The 25,885-nt window shown below is 51.8% G+C and carries 24 protein-coding genes and 1 riboswitch; of the genes, 10 read left to right on the top strand and 14 right to left on the bottom strand.

Annotated features, from left to right (window positions below):
• Window position 1: 1 nt before the first annotated feature.
• From mraY to ilvI, 10 genes are all read right to left on the bottom strand, one after another.
• A complete protein-coding gene (gene mraY, locus LG384_RS03700; protein ID WP_045439803.1) occupies window positions 2-1,084 on the bottom strand; it encodes a phospho-N-acetylmuramoyl-pentapeptide-transferase in 1,083 nt (360 codons plus the stop codon).
• A complete protein-coding gene (murF, locus tag LG384_RS03695) occupies window positions 1,078-2,436 on the bottom strand; it encodes a UDP-N-acetylmuramoyl-tripeptide--D-alanyl-D-alanine ligase (protein WP_225760465.1) in 1,359 nt (452 codons plus the stop codon). Before murF ends, mraY begins: the two co-directional genes overlap by 7 nt.
• Window positions 2,433-3,920, bottom strand: a complete 1,488-nt coding sequence (gene murE / locus LG384_RS03690; RefSeq protein WP_048222059.1) for a UDP-N-acetylmuramoyl-L-alanyl-D-glutamate--2,6-diaminopimelate ligase — start codon at window positions 3,918-3,920, stop codon at window positions 2,433-2,435. Before murE ends, murF begins: the two co-directional genes overlap by 4 nt.
• Window positions 3,907-5,673: a peptidoglycan glycosyltransferase FtsI gene (ftsI, locus tag LG384_RS03685; RefSeq protein WP_045439796.1), complete on the bottom strand. Its 1,767-nt coding sequence runs from the start codon at window positions 5,671-5,673 to the stop codon at window positions 3,907-3,909. The genes murE and ftsI overlap by 14 nt, the downstream gene beginning before the upstream one ends.
• 15 nt (window positions 5,674-5,688) lie before the next feature.
• Window positions 5,689-6,054: a cell division protein FtsL gene (gene ftsL, locus LG384_RS03680; protein ID WP_000625651.1), complete on the bottom strand. Its 366-nt coding sequence runs from the start codon at window positions 6,052-6,054 to the stop codon at window positions 5,689-5,691.
• The gene (gene rsmH, locus LG384_RS03675) at window positions 6,051-6,992 is read right to left on the bottom strand and encodes a 16S rRNA (cytosine(1402)-N(4))-methyltransferase RsmH (RefSeq protein WP_045439790.1); all 942 of its coding nucleotides are present in this window, start codon (window positions 6,990-6,992) and stop codon (window positions 6,051-6,053) included. Before rsmH ends, ftsL begins: the two co-directional genes overlap by 4 nt.
• Window position 6,993: 1 nt before the next feature.
• Complete coding sequence (mraZ, locus tag LG384_RS03670; protein WP_045439788.1) at window positions 6,994-7,452, bottom strand: division/cell wall cluster transcriptional repressor MraZ; 459 nt, start codon at window positions 7,450-7,452, stop codon at window positions 6,994-6,996.
• A gap of 611 nt (window positions 7,453-8,063) precedes the next feature.
• Window positions 8,064-9,068, bottom strand: coding sequence for a catabolite repressor/activator (cra, locus tag LG384_RS03665; RefSeq protein WP_045439785.1), 1,005 nt, complete (start codon window positions 9,066-9,068; stop codon window positions 8,064-8,066).
• Between the two features lie 180 nt (window positions 9,069-9,248).
• Window positions 9,249-9,740: an acetolactate synthase small subunit gene (gene ilvN / locus LG384_RS03660; RefSeq protein WP_003829566.1), complete on the bottom strand. Its 492-nt coding sequence runs from the start codon at window positions 9,738-9,740 to the stop codon at window positions 9,249-9,251.
• Window positions 9,741-9,742: 2 nt separating this feature from the next.
• The gene (ilvI, locus tag LG384_RS03655) at window positions 9,743-11,467 is read right to left on the bottom strand and encodes an acetolactate synthase 3 large subunit (RefSeq protein WP_071828890.1); all 1,725 of its coding nucleotides are present in this window, start codon (window positions 11,465-11,467) and stop codon (window positions 9,743-9,745) included.
• A gap of 63 nt (window positions 11,468-11,530) precedes the next feature.
• Between ilvI and LG384_RS03650 the strand changes: the two genes are divergently transcribed.
• A complete protein-coding gene (locus LG384_RS03650) occupies window positions 11,531-11,752 on the top strand; it encodes a hypothetical protein (RefSeq protein WP_144243044.1) in 222 nt (73 codons plus the stop codon).
• Between the two features lie 212 nt (window positions 11,753-11,964).
• On the opposite strand, the gene leuO is transcribed toward LG384_RS03650, so the two are convergent.
• The gene (leuO, locus tag LG384_RS03645; RefSeq protein WP_045439772.1) at window positions 11,965-12,912 is read right to left on the bottom strand and encodes a transcriptional regulator LeuO; all 948 of its coding nucleotides are present in this window, start codon (window positions 12,910-12,912) and stop codon (window positions 11,965-11,967) included.
• Between the two features lie 651 nt (window positions 12,913-13,563).
• Between leuO and leuL the strand changes: the two genes are divergently transcribed.
• The 5 genes from leuL to leuD all read left to right on the top strand — a co-directional run bounded on the left by leuL (window position 13,564) and on the right by leuD (window position 18,422).
• Complete coding sequence (gene leuL / locus LG384_RS03640) at window positions 13,564-13,650, top strand: leu operon leader peptide (protein ID WP_049002746.1); 87 nt, start codon at window positions 13,564-13,566, stop codon at window positions 13,648-13,650.
• 90 nt (window positions 13,651-13,740) lie between these two features.
• Complete coding sequence (leuA, locus tag LG384_RS03635; RefSeq protein WP_045439770.1) at window positions 13,741-15,312, top strand: 2-isopropylmalate synthase; 1,572 nt, start codon at window positions 13,741-13,743, stop codon at window positions 15,310-15,312.
• Window positions 15,312-16,403 carry a 3-isopropylmalate dehydrogenase gene (gene leuB / locus LG384_RS03630; RefSeq protein WP_225760464.1) on the top strand — a complete coding sequence of 364 codons (1,092 nt, stop codon included), beginning with the start codon at window positions 15,312-15,314 and terminating at the stop codon, window positions 16,401-16,403. The genes leuA and leuB overlap by 1 nt, the downstream gene beginning before the upstream one ends.
• A gap of 2 nt (window positions 16,404-16,405) precedes the next feature.
• Entirely contained in the window at window positions 16,406-17,806 is a 1,401-nt protein-coding gene (gene leuC, locus LG384_RS03625; RefSeq protein WP_225760463.1) for a 3-isopropylmalate dehydratase large subunit, read from the top strand.
• Between the two features lie 10 nt (window positions 17,807-17,816).
• The gene (gene leuD / locus LG384_RS03620) at window positions 17,817-18,422 is read left to right on the top strand and encodes a 3-isopropylmalate dehydratase small subunit (protein ID WP_045439755.1); all 606 of its coding nucleotides are present in this window, start codon (window positions 17,817-17,819) and stop codon (window positions 18,420-18,422) included.
• A 50-nt stretch (window positions 18,423-18,472) separates the two neighbouring features.
• Here leuD and LG384_RS03615 read toward each other — a convergent pair whose 3' ends face one another.
• Window positions 18,473-19,651 (bottom strand): sugar efflux transporter, encoded by a 1,179-nt coding sequence (locus LG384_RS03615; RefSeq protein WP_045439752.1) that lies wholly within the window; start codon window positions 19,649-19,651, stop codon window positions 18,473-18,475.
• 127 nt (window positions 19,652-19,778) lie between these two features.
• Window positions 19,779-19,901, bottom strand: a complete 123-nt coding sequence (sgrT, locus tag LG384_RS03610; protein WP_045439749.1) for a glucose uptake inhibitor SgrT — start codon at window positions 19,899-19,901, stop codon at window positions 19,779-19,781.
• Window positions 19,902-20,000: 99 nt separating this feature from the next.
• Here sgrT and sgrR point away from each other — a divergent pair, with 99 nt between their 5' ends.
• The 4 genes from sgrR (at window position 20,001) to thiQ (ending at window position 25,078) form a co-directional block, all read left to right on the top strand.
• Window positions 20,001-21,656 (top strand): HTH-type transcriptional regulator SgrR, encoded by a 1,656-nt coding sequence (gene sgrR / locus LG384_RS03605; RefSeq protein ID WP_225760462.1) that lies wholly within the window; start codon window positions 20,001-20,003, stop codon window positions 21,654-21,656.
• Window positions 21,657-21,691: 35 nt separating this feature from the next.
• Window positions 21,692-21,792, top strand: a riboswitch (TPP riboswitch).
• 31 nt (window positions 21,793-21,823) lie between these two features.
• Window positions 21,824-22,807 carry a thiamine ABC transporter substrate binding subunit gene (gene thiB, locus LG384_RS03600; protein ID WP_225760461.1) on the top strand — a complete coding sequence of 328 codons (984 nt, stop codon included), beginning with the start codon at window positions 21,824-21,826 and terminating at the stop codon, window positions 22,805-22,807.
• Window positions 22,783-24,393, top strand: a complete 1,611-nt coding sequence (gene thiP, locus LG384_RS03595) for a thiamine/thiamine pyrophosphate ABC transporter permease ThiP (protein WP_045439734.1) — start codon at window positions 22,783-22,785, stop codon at window positions 24,391-24,393. Before thiB ends, thiP begins: the two co-directional genes overlap by 25 nt.
• Entirely contained in the window at window positions 24,377-25,078 is a 702-nt protein-coding gene (gene thiQ, locus LG384_RS03590; RefSeq protein ID WP_200011443.1) for a thiamine ABC transporter ATP-binding protein ThiQ, read from the top strand. The genes thiP and thiQ overlap by 17 nt, the downstream gene beginning before the upstream one ends.
• On the opposite strand, the gene LG384_RS03585 is transcribed toward thiQ, so the two are convergent.
• Window positions 25,072-25,839: a DedA family protein gene (locus LG384_RS03585; protein WP_045439729.1), complete on the bottom strand. Its 768-nt coding sequence runs from the start codon at window positions 25,837-25,839 to the stop codon at window positions 25,072-25,074. The genes thiQ and LG384_RS03585 overlap by 7 nt on opposite strands.
• Window positions 25,840-25,885: the final 46 nt, after the last annotated feature.

Here is a 25,885-nt window from a genome sequence, read left to right as displayed (position 1 = left end):
ATTAACGTACCTTCAGCGTTGCCAGGCCAATCAGCACCAGCATCAGCGAAATAATCCAGAAGCGCACAATCACGCGCGGCTCCGGCCAGCCTTTCAATTCATAGTGATGATGAATCGGCGCCATTCGGAAGATGCGCTGTCCACGCAGCTTAAAGGAACCAACCTGCAAAATAACCGACAGGGTTTCTACCACAAATACGCCACCCATGATCACCAACAGGAATTCCTGACGCAGCAGCACAGCAATAATGCCCAGCGCGCCACCCAGCGCCAGCGAACCGACATCGCCCATAAAGACCTGAGCCGGATAGGTGTTAAACCACAGGAAGCCCAGGCCCGCGCCAACAATCGCCGTACAGACGATCACCAGTTCACCGGCATGGCGCAAATAGGGAATATGCAGATAGCTGGCAAAGTTCATGTTACCGGTCGCCCACGCCACCAGCGCAAATCCGGCCGCGACGAACACGGTAGGCATAATCGCCAGACCATCCAGACCATCGGTCAGATTAACCGCATTACCGGTACCAACAATGACGAAATACGCCAGCAGGACATAGAACAGACCCAACTGCGGCATCACATCTTTAAAGAACGGCACCACCAGCTCAGTTGCCGGAGTATCTTTCCCCGCCAGATACAGCGCGAACGCAACACCTAACGCAATCACCGACATCCAAAAGTACTTCCAGCGGGCTATCAGACCCTTGGTGTCTTTACGCACGACTTTGCGGTAATCATCTACGAAACCGATAATGCCGTAGCCAATCAGAACCACTAACACGCACCAGACGTAAGGATTCGATGGATAGGCCCACAGCAGAACGGAGATGACAATCGCGGTGAGGATCATAATGCCGCCCATAGTCGGCGTACCGCGTTTACTGAAGTGTGATTCCGGGCCGTCGTTACGAACGACCTGACCAAAAGACATTTTTTGCAGACGGGCAATCATGCGCGGGCCCATCCACAAAGAGATGAACAGCGCGGTCAGCAGGCTGACGATGGCGCGAAACGTCAGATAGGAAAAGACGTTAAAGCCGGAATAATATTTGACCAAATGTTCGGCCAGCCAAACTAACATGTTCCATTCTCCTGTAATGCGCGTACTACCTCTTCCATAGCGGCACTACGTGAACCCTTCACTAAAATCGTCATTACCTGATGCTCTGCAATCAGCGTTTTAAGATGCGCGGTCAGCACGGTTTTATCCGCAAAATGCTCGCCAACCCCGCTGGCATCGCTAATTGCCTTGCTCAGTTTCCCTGTACTCAGTACACGGTCAATGCCTGCCGCTTTCGCTGCTTCACCTACCTGTACGTGGCATGCTTCACTTTCCGCACCAAGCTCTGCCATATCCCCCACCACCAGCACACGGTAGCCCGGCATTTCGGACAGAACCTGTACCGCCGCGGTCATCGAACCAACGTTCGCGTTATAGGAGTCGTCCAGCAGCAGCTGATTTTCAGCAAGTTGAATCGGGAACAGACGCCCCGGCACTGCTTTCAGATCCTTCAGACCGGTTTTAATTGCCTCATGCGTAGCGCCAACTGCCATTGAGAGCGCGGCCGCAGCCAATGCGTTGGCAATGTTGTGGCGGCCCGGTAATGGCAGCAGGACATCAATGCTGCCCACAGGCGTTTGCAGAGAAAACTCTGTACCGTGCGAGGTGATGTGAATGTTGGTTGCAGAAAAATCGCTGTTGGCCGCATTCGGGGAAAAGCGCCAGACTTTGCGATCGCCAATAACGTTCTGCCAGTTCAGCCAGTCGTTGTTATCAGCATTTATAATGGCAATGCCGTTCGCCGACAGACCGGTAAAGATTTCGCCTTTGGCTTTGGCCACACCCGCAAGCGAACCAAACCCTTCCAGGTGAGCCGCAGCAAGATTGTTAACCAGCGCAGCTTCTGGACGCGTCAGACCGACAGTCCACGCGATCTCACCCTGATGATTGGCGCCAAGTTCAATCACGGCATAGTCATAATTGTTGTTTAACCGCAGCAGCGTCATTGGTACGCCAATGTCATTATTCAGGTTGCCAGCCGTGTACAGGGTATTTCCGCACTGGCTCAGAATAGAAGCGGTCATCTCTTTGACAGACGTTTTACCGGATGAACCGGTCAGCGCTACCACGCGAGCCGGAACTTGCGCGCGAACCCACGCTGCCAGCTCACCGAACGCCAGTCGCGTATCCTTCACAATCAATTGCGGCAAATCGATTTCCAGCGGACGGCTAACCAGCAGTGCGCCAGCCCCGCTCGCTTTTGCTTGTTCAGCAAAATCGTGAGCATCAAAACGTTCGCCTTTCAGCGCCACAAACAAACAGCCCGGCGTGACTTTACGCGTATCGGTTGTAACTGCATCCAGGGTCAGATCGGCCCCTTTCAGTTCGCCTCGGAGGATCTCCGTCAGTTGGCTGAGGGTTACGCTAATCATGCGATCACCCCCAGCAAGCGGGCTGCCGTAACACGGTCAGAGTAGTCAAGGCGATGAGACCCGACGATCTGGTAATCCTCGTGACCTTTCCCTGCCACCAGCACCACGTCGTTTTCTTTCGCCTGCATGATGGCGTTTGTCACCGCTTCAGCGCGCCCTTCCATCACCTTCGCATGCCCGGCATCCAGCATCCCCGCCAGAATGTCGTTAATGATGGCGCGTGGTTCTTCGGTGCGCGGGTTGTCGTCCGTCACCACGACTACATCAGCAAACTGCTCTGCAATAGCCCCCATCAGCGGGCGTTTACCTTTGTCACGATCGCCGCCACAGCCAAAGACGCACCACAGTTTACCGGCACAGTGTAGACGTGCTGCCTGCAACGCTTTTTCCAGCGCATCCGGCGTGTGGGCATAATCAACCACCACCGTGGTTTTGCCCGGCGCGCTGAACACTTCCATACGTCCACAAACCGGTTGCAGGCGCGCAGCCGTTTTCAGTAATTCTGCTAACGGATACCCGAGCGCCAGCAGCGTTGCCAGCGCCAGCAGCAGGTTGCTGACGTTGAATGCCCCCATCAGGCGGCTTTCAATTTCACCGTCGCCCCACGAAGAAGTGAAACGAATTGTCGCGCCGCTGTCGTGGTAATTCACGTCTACTGCTTTCAACCAACGTCCGTGACAGTTAGGGTTGATATGGTCTTCCATCGAAACGGCAACCGCATCCGGCAGTTTTGCCAGCCAGCGACGACCAACTTCATCATCGGCATTGACGATGGCCTGACCGCAATGATGGGTGGAGTACAGCAGCCATTTAGCCGCTTCGTAATGCTCCATATCGCCGTGATAGTCGAGGTGATCACGACTTAAATTGGTAAATACCGATGCGGCAAATTTCAAAGCCGCCACGCGATGCTGAACCAGACCGTGGGACGAGACTTCCATTGCTCCAAACGTTGCACCCTGCTCAACCAGTCCCGCCAGCACGTGCTGAACGTCAACAGCTGAACCGGTGGTATTCTCGGTCGGGATCACCTTGCCCAGCAGACCATTGCCTACCGTGCCCATCACTGCACTGGTCTCACCAAGCAACTGACTCCATTGCGCCAGCAGTTGGGTGGTGGTGGTTTTACCGTTGGTCCCGGTCACACCGACCAGGCGCATATTCTCAGATGGCTCGTGGTAAAAGCGGCCCGCCAGTGCAGATAAACGTTCATTAAGCTGGCTAAGATAGATTACAGGCACACCGTGCATTTCACGGATTTCACCGTCGGTTGCCTCGTCTTTTGCCTCTGCAATTATGGCAGCTACACCTTGCGCTATCGCCTGCGGGATATATCGACGCCCGTCCGCCTGATGACCTACCACTGCCACAAAGAGATCCCCCGATGCAGCCACACGGCTGTCGAGTGTCATCTCCCGCAGTGCTCGCTCCGGTGCACCCGGCACCCATGGAGCAAGAAGGTCGCGCAAATTACGATCTGCCACCTGTTGCCTCGCCTTGATTATTCACAAATTCATTTTTATCGCTCGTTGCCAGCGCATCCGGTTCGATGTTCATGGTACGCAGTACGCCGCCCATGATGGCACCAAAGACCGGCGCGGAAACGGCGCCACCGTAGTATTTACCCGCCTGCGGATCGTTGATAACAACAACCAGCGCGAAGCGCGGCTGACTCGCAGGCGCAACACCTGCGGTATAAGCAATGTATTTATTGATGTAGCGGCCATCCGGCCCTACTTTTTTCGCCGTACCGGTTTTAATAGCGATGCGATAGCCTTTAATCGCCGCCTTCACGCCGCCGCCGCCAGGCAGCGCGACGCTTTCCATCATGTGCACCACGGTGCGTACGGTCGACTCCGGGAAGATACGCTCGCCCGGAACAGGAGGATCAACTTTGGTAATCGACAGCGGGCGATAAACGCCATAGCTGCCGATGGTTGCGTAGACTCGCGCTAACTGTAACGGGGTTACCATTAGCCCATAGCCGAAAGAGAAGGTGGCCCTCTCTATGTCAGACCACCGTTGTTTTTGAGGATATAAGCCACTGCGTTCTCCGACCAACCCCAAATTGGTCGCTTTTCCCAGCCCAAAACGTGAGTAAGTATCTACTAACGCTGAGGACGGCATCGCTAACGCCAGCTTGGAAACACCGACGTTACTCGACTTCTGCAAGACCCCGGTGAGGGTCAATTCGCTATAACGCGCCACGTCTTTAATTTCGTGACCATTAATTCGGTAGGGAATAGTGTTCAGTACGGTATTTTCGCGAACCACACCGCGCTGCAGTGCCGTCATCACCACCATCGGTTTGACGGTAGAACCCGGCTCGAACACGTCAGTGATGGTACGGTTACGCATTGCATCCTTCGGCGTACCGGTGAGGTTGTTTGGGTTATAGGAAGGGCTATTCGCCATCGCCAGCACTTCACCCGTGTTAACATCGACTAACACGGCGCTGCCCGATTCTGCTTTGTTAAAGGCAACAGCGTTGTTCAGTTCGCGGTAGACCAGCGCCTGCAAGCGCTCATCAATACTTAATGCAAGATTATGCGCCGCCTGGCTATCGGTCGACGAGATGTCTTCAATAACACGGCCATAGCGATCTTTACGCACCACACGCTCGCCAGGTTGACCGGTGAGCCATTTATCAAAACTCTTCTCAACGCCTTCAATCCCCTGGCTGTCGACGTTGGTGAAACCGATGAGGTGAGCGGTCACTTCCCCGGAAGGGTAGTAACGACGGGATTCTTCACGCAAATGGATCCCCGGTAGCTTCAGTTTCTTGATGTAGTCAGCCATGTCAGGGTTGACCTGACGTGCGAGGTAGATAAAACGCCCTTTCGGGTTAGCGTTAATTCTGGAGGCCAGTTGATCAAGCGGAATGTTCAACGCAGTCGAAAGCGCTCTCCAACGTTCACCAACGCTAACGCCGCCCGCATCATGCACTTCTTTTGGATCAGCCCAGATAGCCTTAACCGGCACACTCACCGCCAACGGACGTCCTGAACGGTCGGTAATCATACCGCGCGATGTGGAAACTTCCTGGACGCGCAGAGAGCGCATGTCGCCCTGGCGCACCAGCATGTCAGGCGCGATGATTTGCAGCCAGGCAACGCGCCCCAGCAGGAACCCCAGCGCCAGCAAAATACAACCGCACAGTAACGCAAAACGCCAACTGATAAAGTTGGCTTGTTCTTCCTGGCGTTTTGGTTTGTGCGTCTTTGCCGCTGCTTTCATGCGTCGCGTTTATCCTTATTTTTGTACTACGATATTTTCTTGTGAGGGATCAACATGCTGCATTTGCAGTTTTTCCGTTGCGATCCGTTCAACACGGCTATGGTCGCCGAGCGCGTTCTCCTCAAGGATCAGGTTGCGCCATTCGATATCCAGCGCATCTCGTTCCAGAACCAGTTGTTCGCGTTGCGCGGTCAGTAAGCGCGTATGGTGCGCTGTTGTTACGACGGTGACCGCCGTCAAAATAATGCAAATGAACAAGCAGAGTGGCAGCTTCCCAAACCGCAAAAGATCGTCACCGATCACGCCAGGCAAGGCATGGCGCTCGTTGCTTCCTATCGATCCTTTAACTTTGCTGAGGGCTTCTGTCACTCTGCTGATCATGCGTTCGTCCTCTCTGCAATACGCAGAACTGAACTACGGGCACGAGGATTTTCAGCTACCTCTTCTTCACCCGGCATCAACTTGCCTAGTGCTCTCAACTCACGGCCGCCCAACTTTTTGATCTGCGCTTCCGTCATCGGTATTCCAGCCGGAACCTGCGGACCGCGACTTTGTTCACGCATAAAGCGCTTCACAATACGGTCTTCGAGCGAGTGGAAACTGATGATTGAAAGCCGACCGCCTGGTGCCAGCACGCTGAGCGAGCTTTTTAGCGCCTGCTCTATCTCCTCCAGTTCACTGTTCACCCATATGCGCACCGCCTGGAAGGTACGGGTCGCGGGATGTTTAAATTTGTCTTTTACCGGCATTGCCGCCGCAATCACTTCCGCCAGCTCTTTAGTACGAGTCATCGGTTCAATGCGGTTACGCTCCACGATGGCGCGGGCAATGCGCTTGCCAAAGCGCTCCTCACCAAAGGTTTTAATCACCCAGGCAATATCAGCTTCATCGGCGGTTTGCAGCCACTCGGCGGCAGACTGACCACGTGTTGGGTCCATACGCATATCTAATGGACCATCACGCATAAATGAAAAGCCGCGTTCAGCATCGTCAAGCTGCGGTGAAGACACGCCAAGATCAAGGAGGATTCCATCGATCTTGCCGGTAAGTCCGCGCTCAGCTACATATTCAGCCAGCGCAGAGAAAGGTCCATGAATGATGGAGAAACGGGGATCGTTAATGGTCTGGGCAACGGCAATAGCCTGCGGATCGCGATCGATTGCCAGCAAACGTCCCTCTTCGCCGAGCTGCGAGAGAATTAAACGTGAGTGACCACCGCGACCAAATGTCCCGTCAATGTAGATGCCGTCTGGACGAATATTCAGGCCGTTTACGGCTTCATCCAGCAACACCGTTGTATGTTTATAATTTTCCATCATCTTATAGAGACAAATCCTGCAATCGTTCCGACAGCGCGCCAGTAACAGACTGCTCAGCGTCGATATCTTCCCTGACCTGTTGATACCAGGTCGTTTCATCCCACAGCTCAAACTTATTGAACTGCCCAACCAGCATCACTTCTTTCGTCAACCCTGCATGTTGTCGCAGAATGGGAGCGATCAGTAATCGACCAGCGCTGTCCATCTGACATTCGCTGGCATGCCCTAACAGTAAGCGCTGTACGCGGCGCTCAACCGGATTCATGCTCGACAGGCGCGATAACTTCTGCTCGATAATTTCCCATTCAGGCAGGGGGTACAGCAGCAGGCACGGGTGATGGATGTCAATGGTACAAACCATTTGACCGGCAGCACTCTCGAGCAGTTGATCCCGATAACGGGTAGGCACAGATAAGCGCCCTTTACTGTCGAGATTAACTAACGTTGCTCCCCGGAACATGCCAGCCTCACCCCCGATTACCACTTTATCCCACAAATTCCCACTTAAAGGAGTTTACGGAGCGGAGGAAAACCTTGTCAAGCAAGTCACGGCGCTTAGCGGAGCAAAAAACCCAATGTTTACGGCTAATATCAGCGTTGAACAGATTTCGTACAGCAAACGAAGCAAATTAACGTCATGAATATTTGTAAGAAAAAGATCCAACAACTCATCACTGTTTAAAACAACTCAATATCATCTAAAGAAAATATAAAGTGTCAGTTTGCGACGCGAGCGGCATTTTAGGACAATATGCAGCGAGATAACAGTGCCAGTTAATCGGTCTGTACGCCCCGTACGACAGAGATATACGAGAATTATCTGCAATAAAGAAGCAAAGTGTTTGTTAATTCGGCAATTCCACACAAGCATGTAACAAAATAATACAACAGTAACGCGTCGTTACGTATCAATAACCCAAAAACAGACGGCAGTATTTTAAATCGAGGTAATTAAGAAATGAATTTCAGATAATTCTAAAGAATATTCTTAATTATAATGAGGTTATTTCTGATAATTGATATTTGATAGCGCCAGAAGGGTATCCTCCCGGCGCATACAGCAGAGGAGACTTAGCTGCGGCTGAGAATACCGCGACGATACAGATTACGTTTAATGCGTGTGAGTCCTGGTTTTGGCTTACGCGGCTCATCCAGGCTGGCTAGCACGATTTCCAGTACGCGTTCGGCAACATCACGATGGCGTTGCGCGACTGCCAACACCGGACATTGTAGGAAATCGAGTAGTTCATGATCGCCAAAGGTAGCAATGGCTAAATCTGACGGTAATTGCCCATCGCGGCGTAGTGTCACGTCCATCACCCCCTGCAACAGGGCAAACGAAGTGGTAAACAGCGCCTGAGGCATAGGGTGCGTTTCCAGCCATTTATCGAACAACTGTGCGGCGGCCTCCCGCTCATAGCTGTTAGCGTACAGGAAATTCACTTCTCGCGGGTCATCCTTCCAGGCGGTACGAAAACCCTGCTCACGCAGGAAACTCACGGATAATTCAGGGAGAGCCCCCAGATAGAGCACGTTTTCAGCCGGAAATTTACGTAATTCCTCAGCCAGCATTTCTGCATCATCCTGATCAGCCCCCACAACACTGGTGAAATGCTCACGATCCAGTGCACGGTCTAACGCCACGATAGGGAATGAGCTATTTGCCCAGCGCTGGTAGAACGGGTGCTCAGGAGGCAAAGACGTTGACACAATGATGGCATCAACCTGGCGTTGTAAAAGATGCTCAATACAGCGCATTTCGTTATCCGGCTGATCTTCAGAGCAGGCTATCAGCAGTTGATACCCACGCTGTCGTGCCTGGCGCTCCAGGTAGTTTGCAATCCGGGTATAACTTGTGTTCTCCAGGTCAGGGATCACCAACCCGATAGAACGTGTGCGTCCAGCACGCAGCCCGGCTGCCACAGCATTTGGGTGGTAATTATGCTCGCGCACCACTGCCATGACTTTTTCAACCGTCTTGTCGCTTACGCGATATTGCTTTGCTTTGCCGTTAATAACGTAGCTTGCAGTCGTTCGCGAAACGCCGGCCAGCCGAGCGATTTCATCCAGTTTCACAATTGCCCCTTGCGTAAAATGTACAAACCATAACCTTTGAGATGGCATGGGTTAAATTTATTAACATCTAAGCGCAGAATAATGACTGCGGCAACCGCTTTTGTCTCTGGTTACTGCTGATTTCGCAAAAAAAAGCCCAACCGCTACTGTCAGGCTTGCGAATTAAGAACATGGTCATGATTAGCGCATAATTTTATCGCCGCGAGAGAGACCCACAACACCTGAGCGAGCAACCTCGACGATCTTTGCGACTTCACGTAATGTCGCCAGGAACGCATCCAGTTTATCGCTGGTGCCAGCCAGTTGTACGGTGTAAATAGACGGCGTGACGTCAATGATTTGCCCACGGAAAATTTCCGTGTTGCGCTTCACCTCTTCCCTGCCGTATCCGCTGGCCTGAATTTTCACCAACATGATTTCTCGTTCAACATGGGCGCCCTGTCCCAGTTCACTCACACGCAGGACATCCACTAGTTTGTGCAGTTGCTTTTCAATTTGCTCGAGGACTTTTTCATCCCCTACAGTCTGGATCGTCATCCGCGATAAGGTCGGATCGTCCGTTGGCGCAACTGTCAGGCTTTCGATGTTGTAACCGCGCTGGGCGAAGAGACCTATCACACGCGACAATGCACCCGACTCGTTTTCCAGCAATACCGATAATATCCGGCGCATAATCAGGTCCTCTCCGTTTTGCTTAACCACATTTCATCCATACCGCCCCCACGAATCTGCATTGGATAAACATGCTCACTGCCATCAACGGTAACATCGACAAACACCAAACGATGGTTGCGCACATGCTCCAACGCTTCAACCAGTTTGCTCTCCAGTTCGTTTGGATGGTTTATCTGGATACCAATATGCCCATAGGCTTCAGCAAGGCGGACGAAATCAGGCAGCGACTGCATATAAGACTGCGAGTGCCTTCCGGAGTAGATCATGTCCTGCCACTGTTTGACCATACCGAGGTAGCGGTTGTTAAGATTGAGTACCAACACTGGCAGTTCATACTGCAGCGCTGTCGACAACTCCTGGATATTCATCTGAATGCTGCCATCGCCGGTCACACACACCACCGTTTCATCAGGTAGCGCCATCTTGACACCTAACGCTGCGGGTAAACCAAATCCCATCGTGCCAAGACCACCGGAGTTAATCCAACGGCGTGGTTTATCAAACGGGTAGTAAAGTGCGGCAAACATCTGATGCTGCCCAACGTCCGAGGTCACATACGCATCCCCTTTCGTTAACTGCCAGATAGTTTCAATCACAGCCTGCGGCTTAATACTTTCACTTTGGGTGTCATATTTCAGGCACTGACGGGCGCGCCATTGCTCAATCTGTTGCCACCAGTCACGGTTATCATCCAGTGGTTGCTGCGACTTCTCCTGCGCCAGCAGCTCCAGCATCTGATCGAGCACCAACCGGGCATCACCAACAATAGGAATATCCGCCGTCACTGTTTTCGAAATTGAAGTAGGGTCGATGTCGATATGCAACACGGTCGCATGCGGGCAATATTTTGCCAGGTTATTGGTCGTGCGATCGTCAAAACGAACACCGATGGCAAAAATGACATCAGAATGATGCATGGTCATATTTGCTTCATAAGTGCCGTGCATTCCCAACATGCCCAACGCCTGACGATGCGTTGCCGGAAACACGCCTAACCCCATCAACGAAGACACAACCGGCAGGTTAAGTGCTTCTGCAATCTGCCCCAGTTGCTCGTGACAGGCCGCATTAACTGCACCGCCACCAACATACACTACCGGTTTTTTGGCTGCTATCAGCGTTTGCAGTGCGCGTTTTATCTGCCCTTTATGCCCGGTGGTTGTAGGATTATACGAACGCATACTTACCGATTCCGGCCAGCTATAAGGCAGTTTCTTCGCAGGATTCAGAATATCCTTCGGTAAATCCACCACCACTGGACCTGGACGGCCGCTTGCCGCCAGCCAGAAGGCTTTTTTCAATACCTGCGGGATGTCCTCTGTTTGCTTTACGAGGAAGCTGTGCTTCACCACCGGGCGGGATATGCCGACCATATCGCACTCCTGAAAGGCATCATAGCCAATCAGAGAGGTTGCAACCTGCCCAGAGAGGATCACGAGTGGTATGGAGTCCATATAAGCCGTTGCAATTCCTGTAATCGCATTGGTAGCTCCTGGTCCCGAAGTGACCAGTACGACGCCCACTTCTCCCGTGGCTCGCGCCAGGCCATCGGCCATATGTACTGCAGCTTGTTCATGGCGGACCAGCACATGATCAATTCCACCGACCGTATGTAGTGCATCATAGATATCGAGGACTGCCCCCCCGGGATAACCGAATACCTGCTTCACACCCTGGTCGATGAGCGATCGGACGACCATCTCGGCTCCAGACAACATCTCCATGGCTTGCCTCCACTCTTATAATGAATAACGGTTTAACAACACATTAACCGCTGACGATGACGCATGGCAATTCGCACCGACGTGGTGGCATTACAGCGAATAAGAATAAAACGGAGGAAAGAGTCGAATAAACGGAGAATTAAACCAGTAGAATTAAGTGGAATGATAAATAATCGCTTAAAAATGGGAACTTACAGCGATTACTCTATTTTTTTACATTTCAGAACAAATGTAAAAAGAGGAATTCAGCATAAAATTTCAAATAAAAAGAAAAAAGCAGAATAAACCAGATATGACATCGAGTTTATTCTGCTATACCCAATGGATTTCGAGTCGCATTGAGGCGGCAAGCCCGTGACACGTTCGTCTGAAACGAATATAAACAGCCAAAGACTGCATCTGGGGAGGGACAGAGATGCCTCCTCATTCCCCCCAGCAGCATAGATAACAATGTGGCTGGGGAGACAAAGCAGCTTGAAAAACAAAGGATATAAATGCTACTTCTTGCAGACGGAAACTAACAATTCTTCCATCCATTTATGTCCTTTATCCCGACCTGCTGCTTCATGCCAGGAAAGATAACATGTGCGACTGTTCAATTTTAATGGTAAAGGCAATACCTGCAGGTCTAAAGACTCTGAGAACTCTTCTGCTAACCAGCGCGGTGCAATGGAGACCAATTGGGTTTGAGAAACAATATTCAATACACTTATTAATGCCATTCCCTGATAAGCAACGCAGGATTGTTTATCCGGTGTGTCGTACCATGGTTGGCTAAATGAAGCAAAGCGGTCAAGAGAAACCACAGCATGTTGCTCATTATAGACATCACTTTCCAATAATGGACCACTTATGCGTGGATGTTTTTTGCTCGCTACCAGCACCATTTCGTCATTGAACAACGGTATGCTTGTGAATTCAACCCGGCGGAATTCTTCATAACTAATAACAAACTCTGTTTCCTGATAGCGCAATTGGTGTTCTGTATTTTGATTAAGTGAAGATTTAAATACGACATTAATATTAGGCGCTACATCCTCAACTCGATTATAAATCAAGGATGTCAGAATATTATCCAATGGGCTACATACGCAGAGGTTGAAAACACGCTCGCTGATGGCAGGTTCAAACCCCGATCCTGGCAATTCATTCTGCACCAATTGTAACGCCTGACGAACTGAACCAAATAGCTGAAAAGCCCTTGCTGTCGGCTGAATCCCTCGCCCATAACGAACAAAGAGCTCATCATTAAACATGACCTTCAGACGCGCAACTGCATTACTGACCGCAGGTTGTGACATCCCCAGAGAATGTGCAGCACGTGTAATGTTCTGTTCTTGCATAACCGCATCAAAGACGGTTAATAAATTAAGATCAACCATGCGAAGCTGCGGTTTCCCAATATCTATAAGATTGGATTTATCTATTATTTTTACTTCTGGCATAATTAACTCCACTGTCACTCTAAACTCCCTTTTCCCCAGACGGAGTGAATAATCTCCGATAATATGATTTACCATACATATAGAATGAGAAAAAGAGAAAACATTAAAATTAGGAAAACATAAAGGCACTAACCTAAATGAACATAAAAACAATGCGAGCGCAGTGTGGCAGATGTCACTGCACGATGATTCATATGTTTTAATTTCATAAACAATATAACCATAAGCATGACGAATGTACAATCATACACACAGTGAATACGTAATTAAGATTTAATTAAATATTTATATTTTTAATACATTAATGATTAACATTAATTTATCAATTATTTGTTACCACCTTTGCCACACCCATTCAGAGTTACTATAAAAATAGATAAATCATAAAGATAAAAAATCCTTTACCGACACTCCTCTTCATCTGTTCCATTACAACAATTGAAAATAATTATGCTTAAACATTTCAAATAATGAAAAGTATGTACGCCGCATACTGATTTATTTTATACAAACATAAAAATTCAGCACAATTCGCTCAAACATGGAGAGGTAATTCTCTCTGAACGGAGGGATTTGCAGTGAGCAGGGTTGACATCAGACTTCATATCCAGTACCACTAAAAGCATATCGCATTCGCCTGGAGCCTGATTGATGACTTACATTGCTCGTTTTAACGGTCTACTACTACTAAACGCATCTTCGTTGCGCGGTAGACTGGTGAACGACATTCAGCATTAAGTCAGCTCCAGTTAAGACAAAAAACCCGCGCCGTTGCGCGGGTTTTTTTATGCTCGAAGCAAGGCGCCCTAAACACCAAGGACCTAAACCATGAGCCAGCAAGTCATTATTTTCGATACCACCTTACGCGATGGTGAACAGGCGTTACAGGCAAGCCTGAGTGTAAAAGAAAAACTGCAGATTGCTCTGGCTCTCGAGCGTATGGGCGTTGACGTGATGGAAGTGGGTTTCCCTGTTTCGTCGCCGGGTGACTTTGAATCAGTACAAACCATCGCCCGTCAGGTTAAAAACAGCCGCGTTTGTGCATTAGCCCGCTGTGTAGAAAAAGATATCGACGTCGCGGCTGAATCCCTGAAAGTGGCAGAGGCTTTCCGTATTCATACGTTTATTGCCACCTCACCGATGCATATTGCGACCAAGCTGCGCAGTACGCTGGATGAAGTTATTGAGCGGGCTATCTATATGGTTAAACGCGCTCGTAATTACACGGATGACGTTGAATTCTCGTGCGAAGACGCTGGCCGAACCCCTATCGCTGATCTGGCTCGCGTGGTGGAAGCGGCTATTAATGCGGGAGCCAGAACCATCAATATCCCCGATACCGTCGGTTACACCATGCCTTTCGAATTTGGGGCAATTATTTCCGGTCTGTATGAACGCGTACCGAATATCGACAAAGCGATCATATCTGTACACACCCATGACGATTTAGGTCTGGGTGTCGGTAATGCGCTGGCGGCAGTGCATGCGGGGGCTCGTCAGGTAGAAGGGGCAATGAACGGTATCGGTGAACGTGCTGGTAACTGCTCGCTGGAAGAAGTCATCATGGCGATCAAAGTCCGCAAAGATATCCTGAATGTGCAGACCCGCATCAATCACCAGGAGATCTGGCGTACCAGTCAGATGGTCAGCCAAATCTGTAATATGCCGATTCCGGCAAATAAAGCGATTGTTGGCAGTGGCGCTTTTGCCCACTCCTCAGGCATTCATCAGGACGGCGTGCTGAAAAACCGTGAAAACTACGAAATCATGACCCCGGAATCCATCGGTTTGAATCAGGTGCAGTTGAACCTGACTTCCCGTTCCGGACGTGCCGCCGTAAAACACCGTATGGATGAGATGGGTTACAAAGAGAGTGAATACAGTCTGGATAATCTGTACGACGCATTCCTGAAACTGGCGGATAAAAAAGGTCAGGTATTCGATTACGACCTGGAAGCCCTGGCCTTCATTAACAAACAGCAGGAAGAACCAGAACATTTCCGTCTGGATTATTTCAGCGTGCAGTCAGGTTCTAATGATATCGCTACCGCCTCCGTCAAGCTGGTCTGTGGCGAAGAAGTCAAAGCCGAAGCAGCCAACGGCAACGGGCCGGTCGATGCCATTTATCAAGCCATCAACCGTATTACCGATTACAACGTTGAACTGGTGAAATACAGCCTGACCGCGAAAGGCCACGGTAAAGATGCGCTGGGTCAGGTAGATATTGTCGCTAACTATAACGGGCGCCGCTTCCATGGCGTCGGTCTGGCAACAGATATCGTCGAATCTTCCGCAAAAGCGATGGTACATGTGCTGAACAATATCTGGCGCGCCGAAGAAGTCGAAAAAGAATTGCAACGCAAAGCTCAGAACAACGAGAACAATAAGGAAACCGTGTGATGTCGAAGAATTATCATATTGCTGTTTTACCGGGTGACGGTATTGGCCCGGAAGTGATGGCGCAAGCCCTGAAGGTACTGGAAGCAATTCGGACGCGTTTTAATATGCGCATTACCACCAGCCACTATGACGTAGGCGGAGCCGCCATCGATAACCACGGTCAGCCGCTGCCACCCGCTACGGTTGAAGGTTGTGAGCAAGCCGATGCCATTCTGTTTGGCTCCGTTGGTGGCCCGAAATGGGAAAACCTGCCGCCAAACCAGCAACCTGAACGCGGTGCTTTACTGCCATTACGTAAACACTTCAAATTATTCAGCAATCTGCGTCCCGCTAAGCTGTATCAGGGACTGGAAGCATTTTGCCCACTGCGCGCCGACATCGCCGCCAACGGTTTCGATATCCTGTGCGTACGCGAACTGACCGGAGGCATCTACTTCGGTCAGCCAAAAGGTCGTGAAGGCAGCGGCCAACATGAGAAAGCCTTTGATACCGAGGTGTATCACCGTTTTGAGATTGAACGCATTGCGCGCATCGCCTTTGAGTCTGCACGCCAGCGCCGTCGTAAAGTGACGTCGATTGATAAAGCTAACGTGCTGCAAACCTCTATTTTGTGGCGCGAAATCGTCAATGAAATCGCTAATGAATACCCGGACGTTGAACTGGCTCATATGTACATCGATAACGCCACGATGCAGTTAATCAAAGATCCATCCCAGTTCGACGTGCTGTTGTGCTCAAACCTGTTTGGCGACATTCTGTCTGATGAGTGCGCCATGATCACCGGCTCAATGGGCATGCTGCCCTCTGCCAGCCTCAATGAGCTGGGCTTTGGCCTGTACGAACCCGCTGGCGGCTCCGCTCCGGATATTGCCGGGAAAAATATCGCTAACCCAATTGCCCAGATCCTGTCTCTGGCGCTGCTGTTACGCTACAGCCTGGATGCCAATGATGCAGCCTCCGCTATTGAGAGCGCCATCAACCGCGCATTAGAAGAAGGCATTCGTACGGGCGACTTAGCCCGTGGCGCAGCCGCAGTCAGTACCGATGAAATGGGCGATATCATCGCTCGTTACGTCGCAGAAGAGGTGTAATCATGGCCAGAACGTTATACGAAAAATTGTTTGATGCGCACGTGGTGTATGAGGCGCAAAACGAAACTCCGCTGTTATATATCGACAGACATCTGGTGCATGAAGTGACCTCTCCACAGGCATTTGACGGTCTGCGTGCGCACAATCGTCCGGTTCGCCAACCAGGAAAAACCTTCGCGACCATGGATCATAATGTCTCAACGCAAACCAAAGACATTAACGCTTCCGGCGAAATGGCGCGTATTCAGATGCAGGAACTGATCAAAAACTGCAATGAATTCGGCGTCGAGTTGTACGACCTGAACCATCCGTATCAGGGCATCGTCCACGTCATGGGACCGGAGCAAGGCGTGACTTTGCCGGGCATGACCATCGTCTGCGGTGACTCCCACACTGCCACTCATGGTGCGTTTGGCGCGCTGGCGTTTGGTATCGGGACTTCCGAAGTCGAACACGTGCTGGCTACGCAAACCCTGAAACAGGGCCGGGCAAAAACCATGAAGATTGAGGTTAACGGCACTGCTGCTCCGGGTATCACGGCTAAAGATATCGTGCTGGCGATCATTGGTAAAACCGGCAGCGCAGGCGGTACCGGCCATGTGGTTGAGTTTTGTGGCGATGCCATCCGTGCGCTGAGCATGGAAGGCCGTATGACTCTGTGCAATATGGCGATTGAGATGGGTGCCAAAGCGGGTCTGGTCGCGCCGGATGAAACCACGTTTAACTATGTGCAGGGTCGTTTGCATGCGCCGAAAGGCCAGGACTTTACCAACGCAGTTGAGTACTGGAAAACGTTGAAAACCGACGACGGTGCGACCTTTGATACTATCGTAACTCTGCAGGCCGAAGAGATTGCACCACAGGTAACCTGGGGAACGAATCCAGGCCAGGTGATTTCCGTGAACGATAATATTCCCGACCCAGCATCGTTTACCGACCCAGTTGAGCGCGCTTCGGCAGAAAAAGCGCTGGCTTATATGGGGTTGAAGCCGGGGATCCCGCTGACCGATGTGGCGATCGACAAGGTGTTTATCGGCTCCTGCACTAACTCACGTATAGAAGATTTACGTGCCGCTGCGGAAATCGCTAAAGGGCGTAAAGTCGCGCCAGGGGTGCAGGCGCTGGTGGTACCAGGTTCCGGCCCGGTAAAAGCACAGGCAGAAGCGGAAGGGCTGGATAAAATATTCATTGAAGCCGGTTTTGAATGGCGCTTGCCGGGTTGCTCAATGTGTCTGGCAATGAATAATGACCGCCTGAATCCCGGAGAACGTTGCGCTTCCACCAGCAACCGTAATTTTGAAGGTCGTCAGGGCCGCGGTGGACGTACGCACTTAGTCAGCCCGGCAATGGCCGCCGCTGCCGCCGTTACCGGCCATTTTGCCGATATTCGCAGCATCAAATAAGGAAACCACCATGGCAGAGAAATTTACCCAGCATACCGGCCTGGTTGTCCCACTGGATGCCGCCAACGTCGATACTGATGCAATTATTCCTAAACAGTTTCTGCAGAAGGTAACGCGTACCGGTTTCGGCGCACACCTGTTTAATGACTGGCGTTTCCTGGATGAAAAGGGCCAACAACCCAACCCAGAGTTCGTCCTGAACTTCCCGGAATATAAAGGTGCCTCAATTCTGCTGGCGCGGGAAAACTTTGGCTGCGGCTCATCGCGTGAACACGCGCCGTGGGCGTTGACTGATTACGGCTTCAAAGTGGTGATTGCACCAAGCTTCGCTGACATCTTTTACGGCAACAGCTTCAACAATCAGCTTCTGCCAGTGAAGTTAAGCGATGTAGAAGTTGATGAGCTGTTCAAACTGGTGCAGGCGCATCCGGGGATCCGCTTTGAAGTGGACCTTGAAGCGCAGGTAGTGAAAGCGGGCGATAAGTCATACAGCTTCAAAATTGATGATTTCCGCCGCCACTGCATGCTCAATGGCCTGGACAGCATCGGCCTGACGTTGCAGCATGAAGACGCCATCTCCGCTTACGAAAATAAGCAACCGGCGTTTATGCGCTGATACTCAACATGCCGGATAGCGACACAAAAGTGTCTTATCCGGCACGCTGATTACACATCTTTTACCCGTCCGGTCATCACCAGCGTAATCAGAGAAATCCCCGCAATCACCCAGTAGACGGCAAAATGCCCGTAGCTTTGCGCCACCGCCCCCTGAATAACCCCCGCCAGAATCACGCCCGTTGAAATACTGTTGGTAAACAACGTCGTCGCCGAACCAGCACGCCCAGGCATCAGATCCTGAAACCACAGCATACCGATCCCCGCAACGATACCGATAAATACCGCATTAAACAGCTGCAGGATAAGTAACGCCGTGTGGCTATGAAAGAAAATAAGGCCGAGATAAAACAACACGCCAGCCGCTACGGCAGTCATCATCATCCGCCGTTTGCCGAAGCGCTTCACGTAATAGCCCGCCAGAATCATCGCCGGAATTTCCAGTCCCGCCGCAGTCCCCATCAGGATCCCGGCAAGCTTGTCAGGCAGACCAAGCTCAAGGCTGATCCACAGCGGCATATCGATGATGTACATGGTGTTACAGGTCCACATCAGCGTAGAGGCGATAAACAACATGCGCACATTTTTATCCTGCCAGCCGCCAGCCTGTTCAAGCGTGACATCAACAGGCTGTGCTACCCGAGCCACGGATGGCAGTATCAGCGCGATCAGCACCAGGCTAATCGCGAAAATTCCTGCGGCAATAGAGAACATCGCCGTAAAACCGTAATTCAGCGCCAGCATAAAGGCCAGCGGCGGTCCAATCACCCACGCCAGCGAAAGCTGGGCACGCATAACCGAACTAAACATCACCACTTCGCGTGCCGAGTTATCAGCATACTCTCGTGCAAGCGCAAACAGCTGTGGCATAGCCGTATTCGCCAGTGAGGCCAGCAGTACTCCGCAGGTTATCAGCGTTAAATAATGGCGATTAAAGGCAAACAACAGCGCGTTACCAATGGCCATTAGGCAGCAGAACATAATCAGTTTACGCCGATCGCCCTGGCTATCTGATCGTTTTGCCAGACCAAGACTAACCGCAATCCCGGCAATCGCATTGACGGTGTAAAACAGACCGACCCAAAATGGCTGCGCCCCAACCTCACGACTCAGAAACAGGCTCAGCGTGGGTGCCTGTAATGCACCCGCCACGCCCATCATGAATGCAACCAGCATAAATGCGGCATAAACGCCGTTAAGGCGCCGTCCCATCGTCATAATCCAGAGCATTACCTTTCCTTTTGCGCAGCGGAAACGAAAAAAAGCCAGCAGGTAATATCTGCTGGCGGGTGAATCGAGGCGGTAGCCTGCACCAATACTCAGTCACACATGATGTCTGCAATTCGGCATTCAGAGGTCAGTTTGTCAGCTCCCACTGCATCAGTTCTTCGAGCATCTTTAAGCGCTGCGGTGCGCTCAGGCAAGCCAACCAGGACAAGCGTTCTGTCGCGGTAAAGTATTTCAACCAGAACTGACGCATAGATGACCCCTTTGTCGTCTCATCGCTTCATCGGAATCTATTATTGACTTAATATAGGGATAATAAAATTGCTGAGTTTTCCGCAGGAGTTCCCCTTTTATGTCTTCTGGTCGTTTGCAACAACAGTTCATCCGTCTGTGGCAATGCTGTGACGGCAAAACGCAAGATACTACGCTGAACGAACTGGCGGAGCTTCTTAGCTGTTCCCGACGCCACATGCGTACCCTGCTTAACACCATGCAGGAACGCGGCTGGCTAACATGGGAAGCAGAAGTCGGACGCGGCAAACGATCGCGCCTGACGTTTCTCTATACCGGGCTTGCGCTCCAGCAGCAGCGCGCAGAAGACCTGCTGGAGCAGGATCGTATTGATCAACTGGTGCAACTGGTCGGGGATAAAACAGCCGTACGGCAAATGCTGGTTTCCCATTTGGGTCGCAGCTTTCGTCAGGGCCGACACATCATGCGTGTCCTCTACTATCGCCCTATGCACAACTTGCTCCCCGGTACAGCGTTACGCCGTTCTGAAACCCACATTGCCCGGCAAATCTTCAGCGCCTTAATTCGGGTAAATGAGGAAAATGGGGAACTGGAAGCCGATATAGCACATCACTGGCAACAAATTTCCCCGCTGCACTGGCGCTTCTTCCTGCGCCCTGGGGTCCATTTTCATCATGGTCGCGAGCTGGAAATGGAAGATGTGATTTCCTCACTCACGCGTATTAACAATCTGCCGCTGTACTCGCACATCACGCAAATTGTTTCCCCCACGGCCTGGACGCTGGATATCCACCTTTCGCAAGCGGATCGCTGGCTTCCCTGGTTATTGGGACAAGTGCCCGCAATGATCCTGCCGCGTGAATGGGAAACGCTCAATAATTTCTCCAGCCACCCCATTGGTACCGGCCCCTATGCGGTAATGCGCAACACGCATAGCCAGCTAAAAATTCACGCATTTGATGATTACTTTGGCTACCGGGCGTTGATCGATGAAGTTAACGTTTGGGTCCTACCGGACATAGGTGAAGAACCTGGCGGCGGTCTGATGCTGAAAGGCCCAACCGAAGATGAAAAAGCGATCGAAAGCCGCCTGGAAGAAGGCTGCTACTACATGCTGTTTGATTCACGTTCCCATCGAGGGGCAAATCAGGACGTTCGCGAATGGGTAAGCCGCATTCTCTCACCGACGAATTTAATTTTTCAGGCTGATGAACAGTATCAACGACACTGGTTCCCCGCCTACGGATTACTCCCCCGCTGGCATCACGCGAGACCAGGACTCGGTGAAAAACCGGCAGGGCTGGAAACGCTGACGCTTACTTACTACCGCGATCATATCGAGCATCGGGTTATCGCGCAGATCATGAAAACATTACTGGCGGAACATCAGGTACAGCTGAATATTCAGGAGATCGACTACGATCAATGGCATGCAGGCGAGACCGTCAGCGATATCTGGCTCAACAGTGCCAACTTTACCTTGCCACTGGACTTCTCACTGTTCGCCCATTTATGCGAAGTCCCGCTGCTGCAAAACTGTATTTCTCTGGACTGGGAAAACGACGCCGCCCGCTGGCGAACCGGCGAAATGAGTCTGGCCGCGTGGTGCCAGCAACTGCTTGCCAGTAAAGCTATTGTGCCGCTGATCCATCACTGGCTGATCATTCAGGGACAGCGGAGTATGCGCGGGTTACGTATGAATACCCTCGGCTGGTTTGATTTTAAATCTGCATGGTTCGCACCACCGGATCCTTAAGGCTTTTGATTTATTCACGTAATCATTACAATGTGCCGTTCTCAACGGGGTGCTGCGCCGAGTGCGCGGGCTGAGAAAATACCCGTCGAACCTGATCCGGATAACGCCGGCGAAGGGATTTGAGGCTACAGCTCAAGTCCTTTGCCACTCTTTTAATGAGGTGCAAAGTGTTAAAAAAATGTCTTCCCCTGCTGCTACTGTGCGCAGCGCCTGCCTTCGCCAAACCTGTTTTGACTGTCTATACCTACGACTCGTTCGCCGCTGACTGGGGCCCCGGTCCAACCATCAAAAAAGCCTTTGAAGCTGACTGCAACTGCGAGCTAAAACTGGTGGCGCTGGAAGATGGTGTATCACTGCTGAACCGCCTGCGTATGGAGGGAAAAAACAGTAAAGCCGACGTAGTACTTGGTCTGGACAACAACCTGCTTGAAGCCGCAATGCAAACCAAACTGTTTGCCAAAAGCGACGTGGCGAACGATACCATCGCAGTCCCTGGCGGCTGGAAAAACGACACGTTTGTACCGTTTGATTACGGCTATTTCGCCTTCGTTTATGACAAAAACAAGCTGAAAAACCCGCCGAAAAGCCTGAAGGAACTGGTCGAGAGCGACCAAAAATGGCGTGTAATCTACCAGGACCCACGCACCAGCACGCCGGGTCTGGGACTGCTGCTGTGGATGCAAAAAGTCTATGGCGATAAAACGCCAGAAGCCTGGCAGAAACTGGCAGCAAAAACCGTCACCGTCACCAAAGGCTGGAGTGAAGCCTACGGCCTGTTTCTGAAAGGTGAAAGTGATCTGGTACTAAGCTATACAACTTCTCCTGCGTATCACATCATCGAAGAGAAGAAAGACAACTACGCCGCCGCGAATTTTAGCGAAGGTCACTATCTGCAGGTTGAAGTTGCTGCCCGCACCGCTGCCAGCAAGCAGCCGGAACTTGCAGAAAAATTCCTTAAATTTATGGTCTCTCCGGCATTCCAGAACGCCATTCCGACGGGCAACTGGATGTATCCGGTTACCCAGGTCGCCCTGCCGCCAGGATTTGAGCAACTGGAAAAACCATCTACCGCACTGGAATTTACTCCGCAGCAGGTAGCAACCCAACGTCAGGCATGGATTAGCGAATGGCAACGCGCCGTCAGCCGTTAATACCCGGCTGGCTGATACCAGGGCTTTCAGCCGCCACGCTGATGGTGGCTGTCGCTCTGGCAGCATTTCTGGCGCTGTGGTTTAACGCGCCACAAGGGGACTGGTTCTCGCTGTTGCAGGACAGCTACCTGTGGCATGTGGTGCGCTTTTCCTTCTGGCAGGCGTTTTTATCCGCAGCGCTGTCCGTCATCCCGGCGATTTTCCTCGCCAGAGCACTCTATCGCCGCCGTTTTCCCGGACGTCTGGCGTTGCTGCGCCTGTGCGCGATGACGCTTATCCTGCCTGTGCTGGTCGCCGTCTTTGGTATCCTCAGCGTATATGGTCGCCAGGGCTGGCTGGCCTCAATCTGGCAAACATTCGGACTGGAATGGACGTTTTCCCCGTACGGCCTGCAGGGCATTCTGCTGGCCCACGTCTTTTTCAATCTCCCAATGGCCAGCCGCTTACTGCTGCAATCACTGGAGAATATTCCCGGTGAACAGCGTCAGCTCGCAGCGCAGTTAGGTATGCGCGGCTGGCATTTCTTCCGCTTTGTTGAATGGCCATGGCTGCGTCGTCAGATCCTCCCCGTCGCTGCACTCATCTTTATGCTGTGTTTCGCCAGCTTCGCTACCGTCTTGTCGCTCGGTGGTGGGCCACAAGCAACCACCATTGAGCTGGCTATCTATCAGGCGCTGAGCTTTGATTACGATCCTGCCCGAGCCGCCATGCTGGCGCTGATCCAGATGATTTGTTGTTTAGCCCTTGTGCTGCTTAGCCAACGTCTGAGCCGGGCGATCGCCCCCGGTACCACGCTGGTCCAGGGGTGGCGCGATCCCGACGATCGCCTGCACAGCCGCCTAGCTGACGCAATCCTGATTATTCTGGCCCTGCTGCTGTTGCTGCCGCCGCTGCTGGCGGTGATGGTCGATGGTTTAAATCGCCATGTACTGGATGTGCTTATGCAGCCAGTACTGTGGCAAGCGCTGTGGACCTCACTGCGCATCGCGCTGGCAGCAGGCATGTTGTGCGTTATTCTCACCATGATGCTGCTATGGAGCAGCCGCGAACTGCGTGCCCGACAGCAGGTACTGGCAGGCCAGACGCTGGAACTTAGCGGCATGATGATACTCGCCATGCCGGGCATTGTGCTGGCTACCGGCTTCTTCCTGTTGCTTAACGACACTATCGGGCTACCGGACTCTGCGGATGGCATTGTCATTTTCACCAATGCGCTGATGGCGATCCCTTACGCGTTAAAAGTGCTGGAAAATCCAATGCGTGATGTAACCACACGCTACAGTAGGTTGTGTCAGTCTTTGGGTATTGAAGGGTGGTCACGGCTGAAAGTGGTTGAACTGCGCGCCCTGAAACGTCCGCTGGCGCAGGCAATGGCCTTTGCCTGCGTGCTCTCTATTGGCGATTTTGGCGTGGTGGCGTTGTTTGGTAATGATGATTTCCGCACGTTGCCATTTTACCTGTATCAGCAAATTGGTTCTTATCGCAGCCAGGATGGTGCGGTAACGGCATTATTGTTGCTTATCCTGTGCTTTACGCTGTTTACCGTTATTGAGAAATTACCGGGTCGAAATGTTAAAACTGATTGATATCACATGGCTGTACCACCATTTGCCGATGCGCTTTACGTTGTCAGTTGCGCGGGGTGAGCAGGTCGCGGTACTTGGGCCAAGCGGTGCCGGGAAAAGTACCCTATTGAATCTGATCGCCGGATTTCTGACACCGGCCAGCGGTACCATGTTGATTGAAGGTGAAGATCACACCGCCACGCCGCCCTCTCGTCGTCCTGTTTCCATGCTGTTTCAGGAAAACAACCTGTTCAGTCACCTGAGCGTACAGCAAAACATTGGCCTGGGCCTTAATCCGGGATTAAAACTGAACGCGTTTCAGCGGGAGAAAATGCACCATATCGCCAAACAAATGGGGATCGAAAACCTGCTGGAGAGACTTCCCGGCGAGCTTTCCGGCGGACAGAGGCAACGCGTCGCTCTGGCACGCTGTCTGGTTCGCGAACAGCCCGTGTTACTGCTCGACGAACCGTTTTCCGCGCTCGACCCCGCTCTGCGTCAGGAGATGCTAACGCTGGTAGCCGATGTTTGTCGTGAGAAGCAATTGACTCTGCTGATGGTGTCACACAGCGTAGAAGACGCCGCGCGTATTGCGCCGCGTTCAATTGTGGTCGCCGACGGACGTATAGCGTGGCAAGGCAAAACGGATGAGTTATTAAGCGGTCATGCCAGTGCCTCAGCATTGCTCGGAATTGAGCGTCAGTAGCCAACCACTTTGCGCAGAATATCAATATAAACAGGCATCAATGGATGGCGCACCAGGGCAACCAGCGCAACAACGCCGATACCGAGAATAAGTGGTGCCAGCCAGAGCAGACGGCCTCGTGGCAAATACGGCGTTAAACGATCAACCGCGGCTTTGCCACTGCGCCACAGTCGCCAGCACAGCCAGCCTCCAACCCACAGCAGCAGCGCCGTCGCCAGCAACAACCATTTGAAATCCCCGCTCTGTATCTCAGAAGGAATATCAATCGCCGCGCCAGCCAGAATACCCGGCAAAAAATAGAAAGGGGGCCACAGTATGCAACCAATGATATTGGGCACGATAAATTTTGTGACCGGCAGATCCAGCATACCCGCCACCATCGGCACCAGCGGGCGCGTCGGCCCTACAAAACGGCCTACCAGAATGGTGAACATGCTGTGCTGATGGAGCGCATGTTCAGTTTTATCCAGTAATGCCTTGTTCTTTTTCATAAAAGACCAGCGATGAAGCGGCTTTTTAAAGCGCCATCCCAGCCAGAAAGAGATCCAGTCACCCAACAAACAACCAACGATGCCCGCAAGCCAGGCGTGCCAGAAGTTCAGTTCACCACTGCCAATCAGTGCGCCCAGCCCCGCCATCATTACGGTACCGGGTAAAATCAGGCCCACCAACGCCAGTGACTCCAGAAAAGCCACCAGTAGTACGGCTATCAAAGAGTACACGGCGGACTGGAGGATAAAGTGTTCCAGCAATGCTTGCATAATGTGTCCGTCAGATTTACGAAGCAGGGATTCTGATAACCCTTCC

The organism is Citrobacter sp. Marseille-Q3906 (genome assembly GCF_916618775.1).
GTDB lineage: Bacteria > Pseudomonadota > Gammaproteobacteria > Enterobacterales > Enterobacteriaceae > Citrobacter > Citrobacter murliniae.
This window is presented reverse-complemented; position numbering and strand designations above follow the sequence as displayed.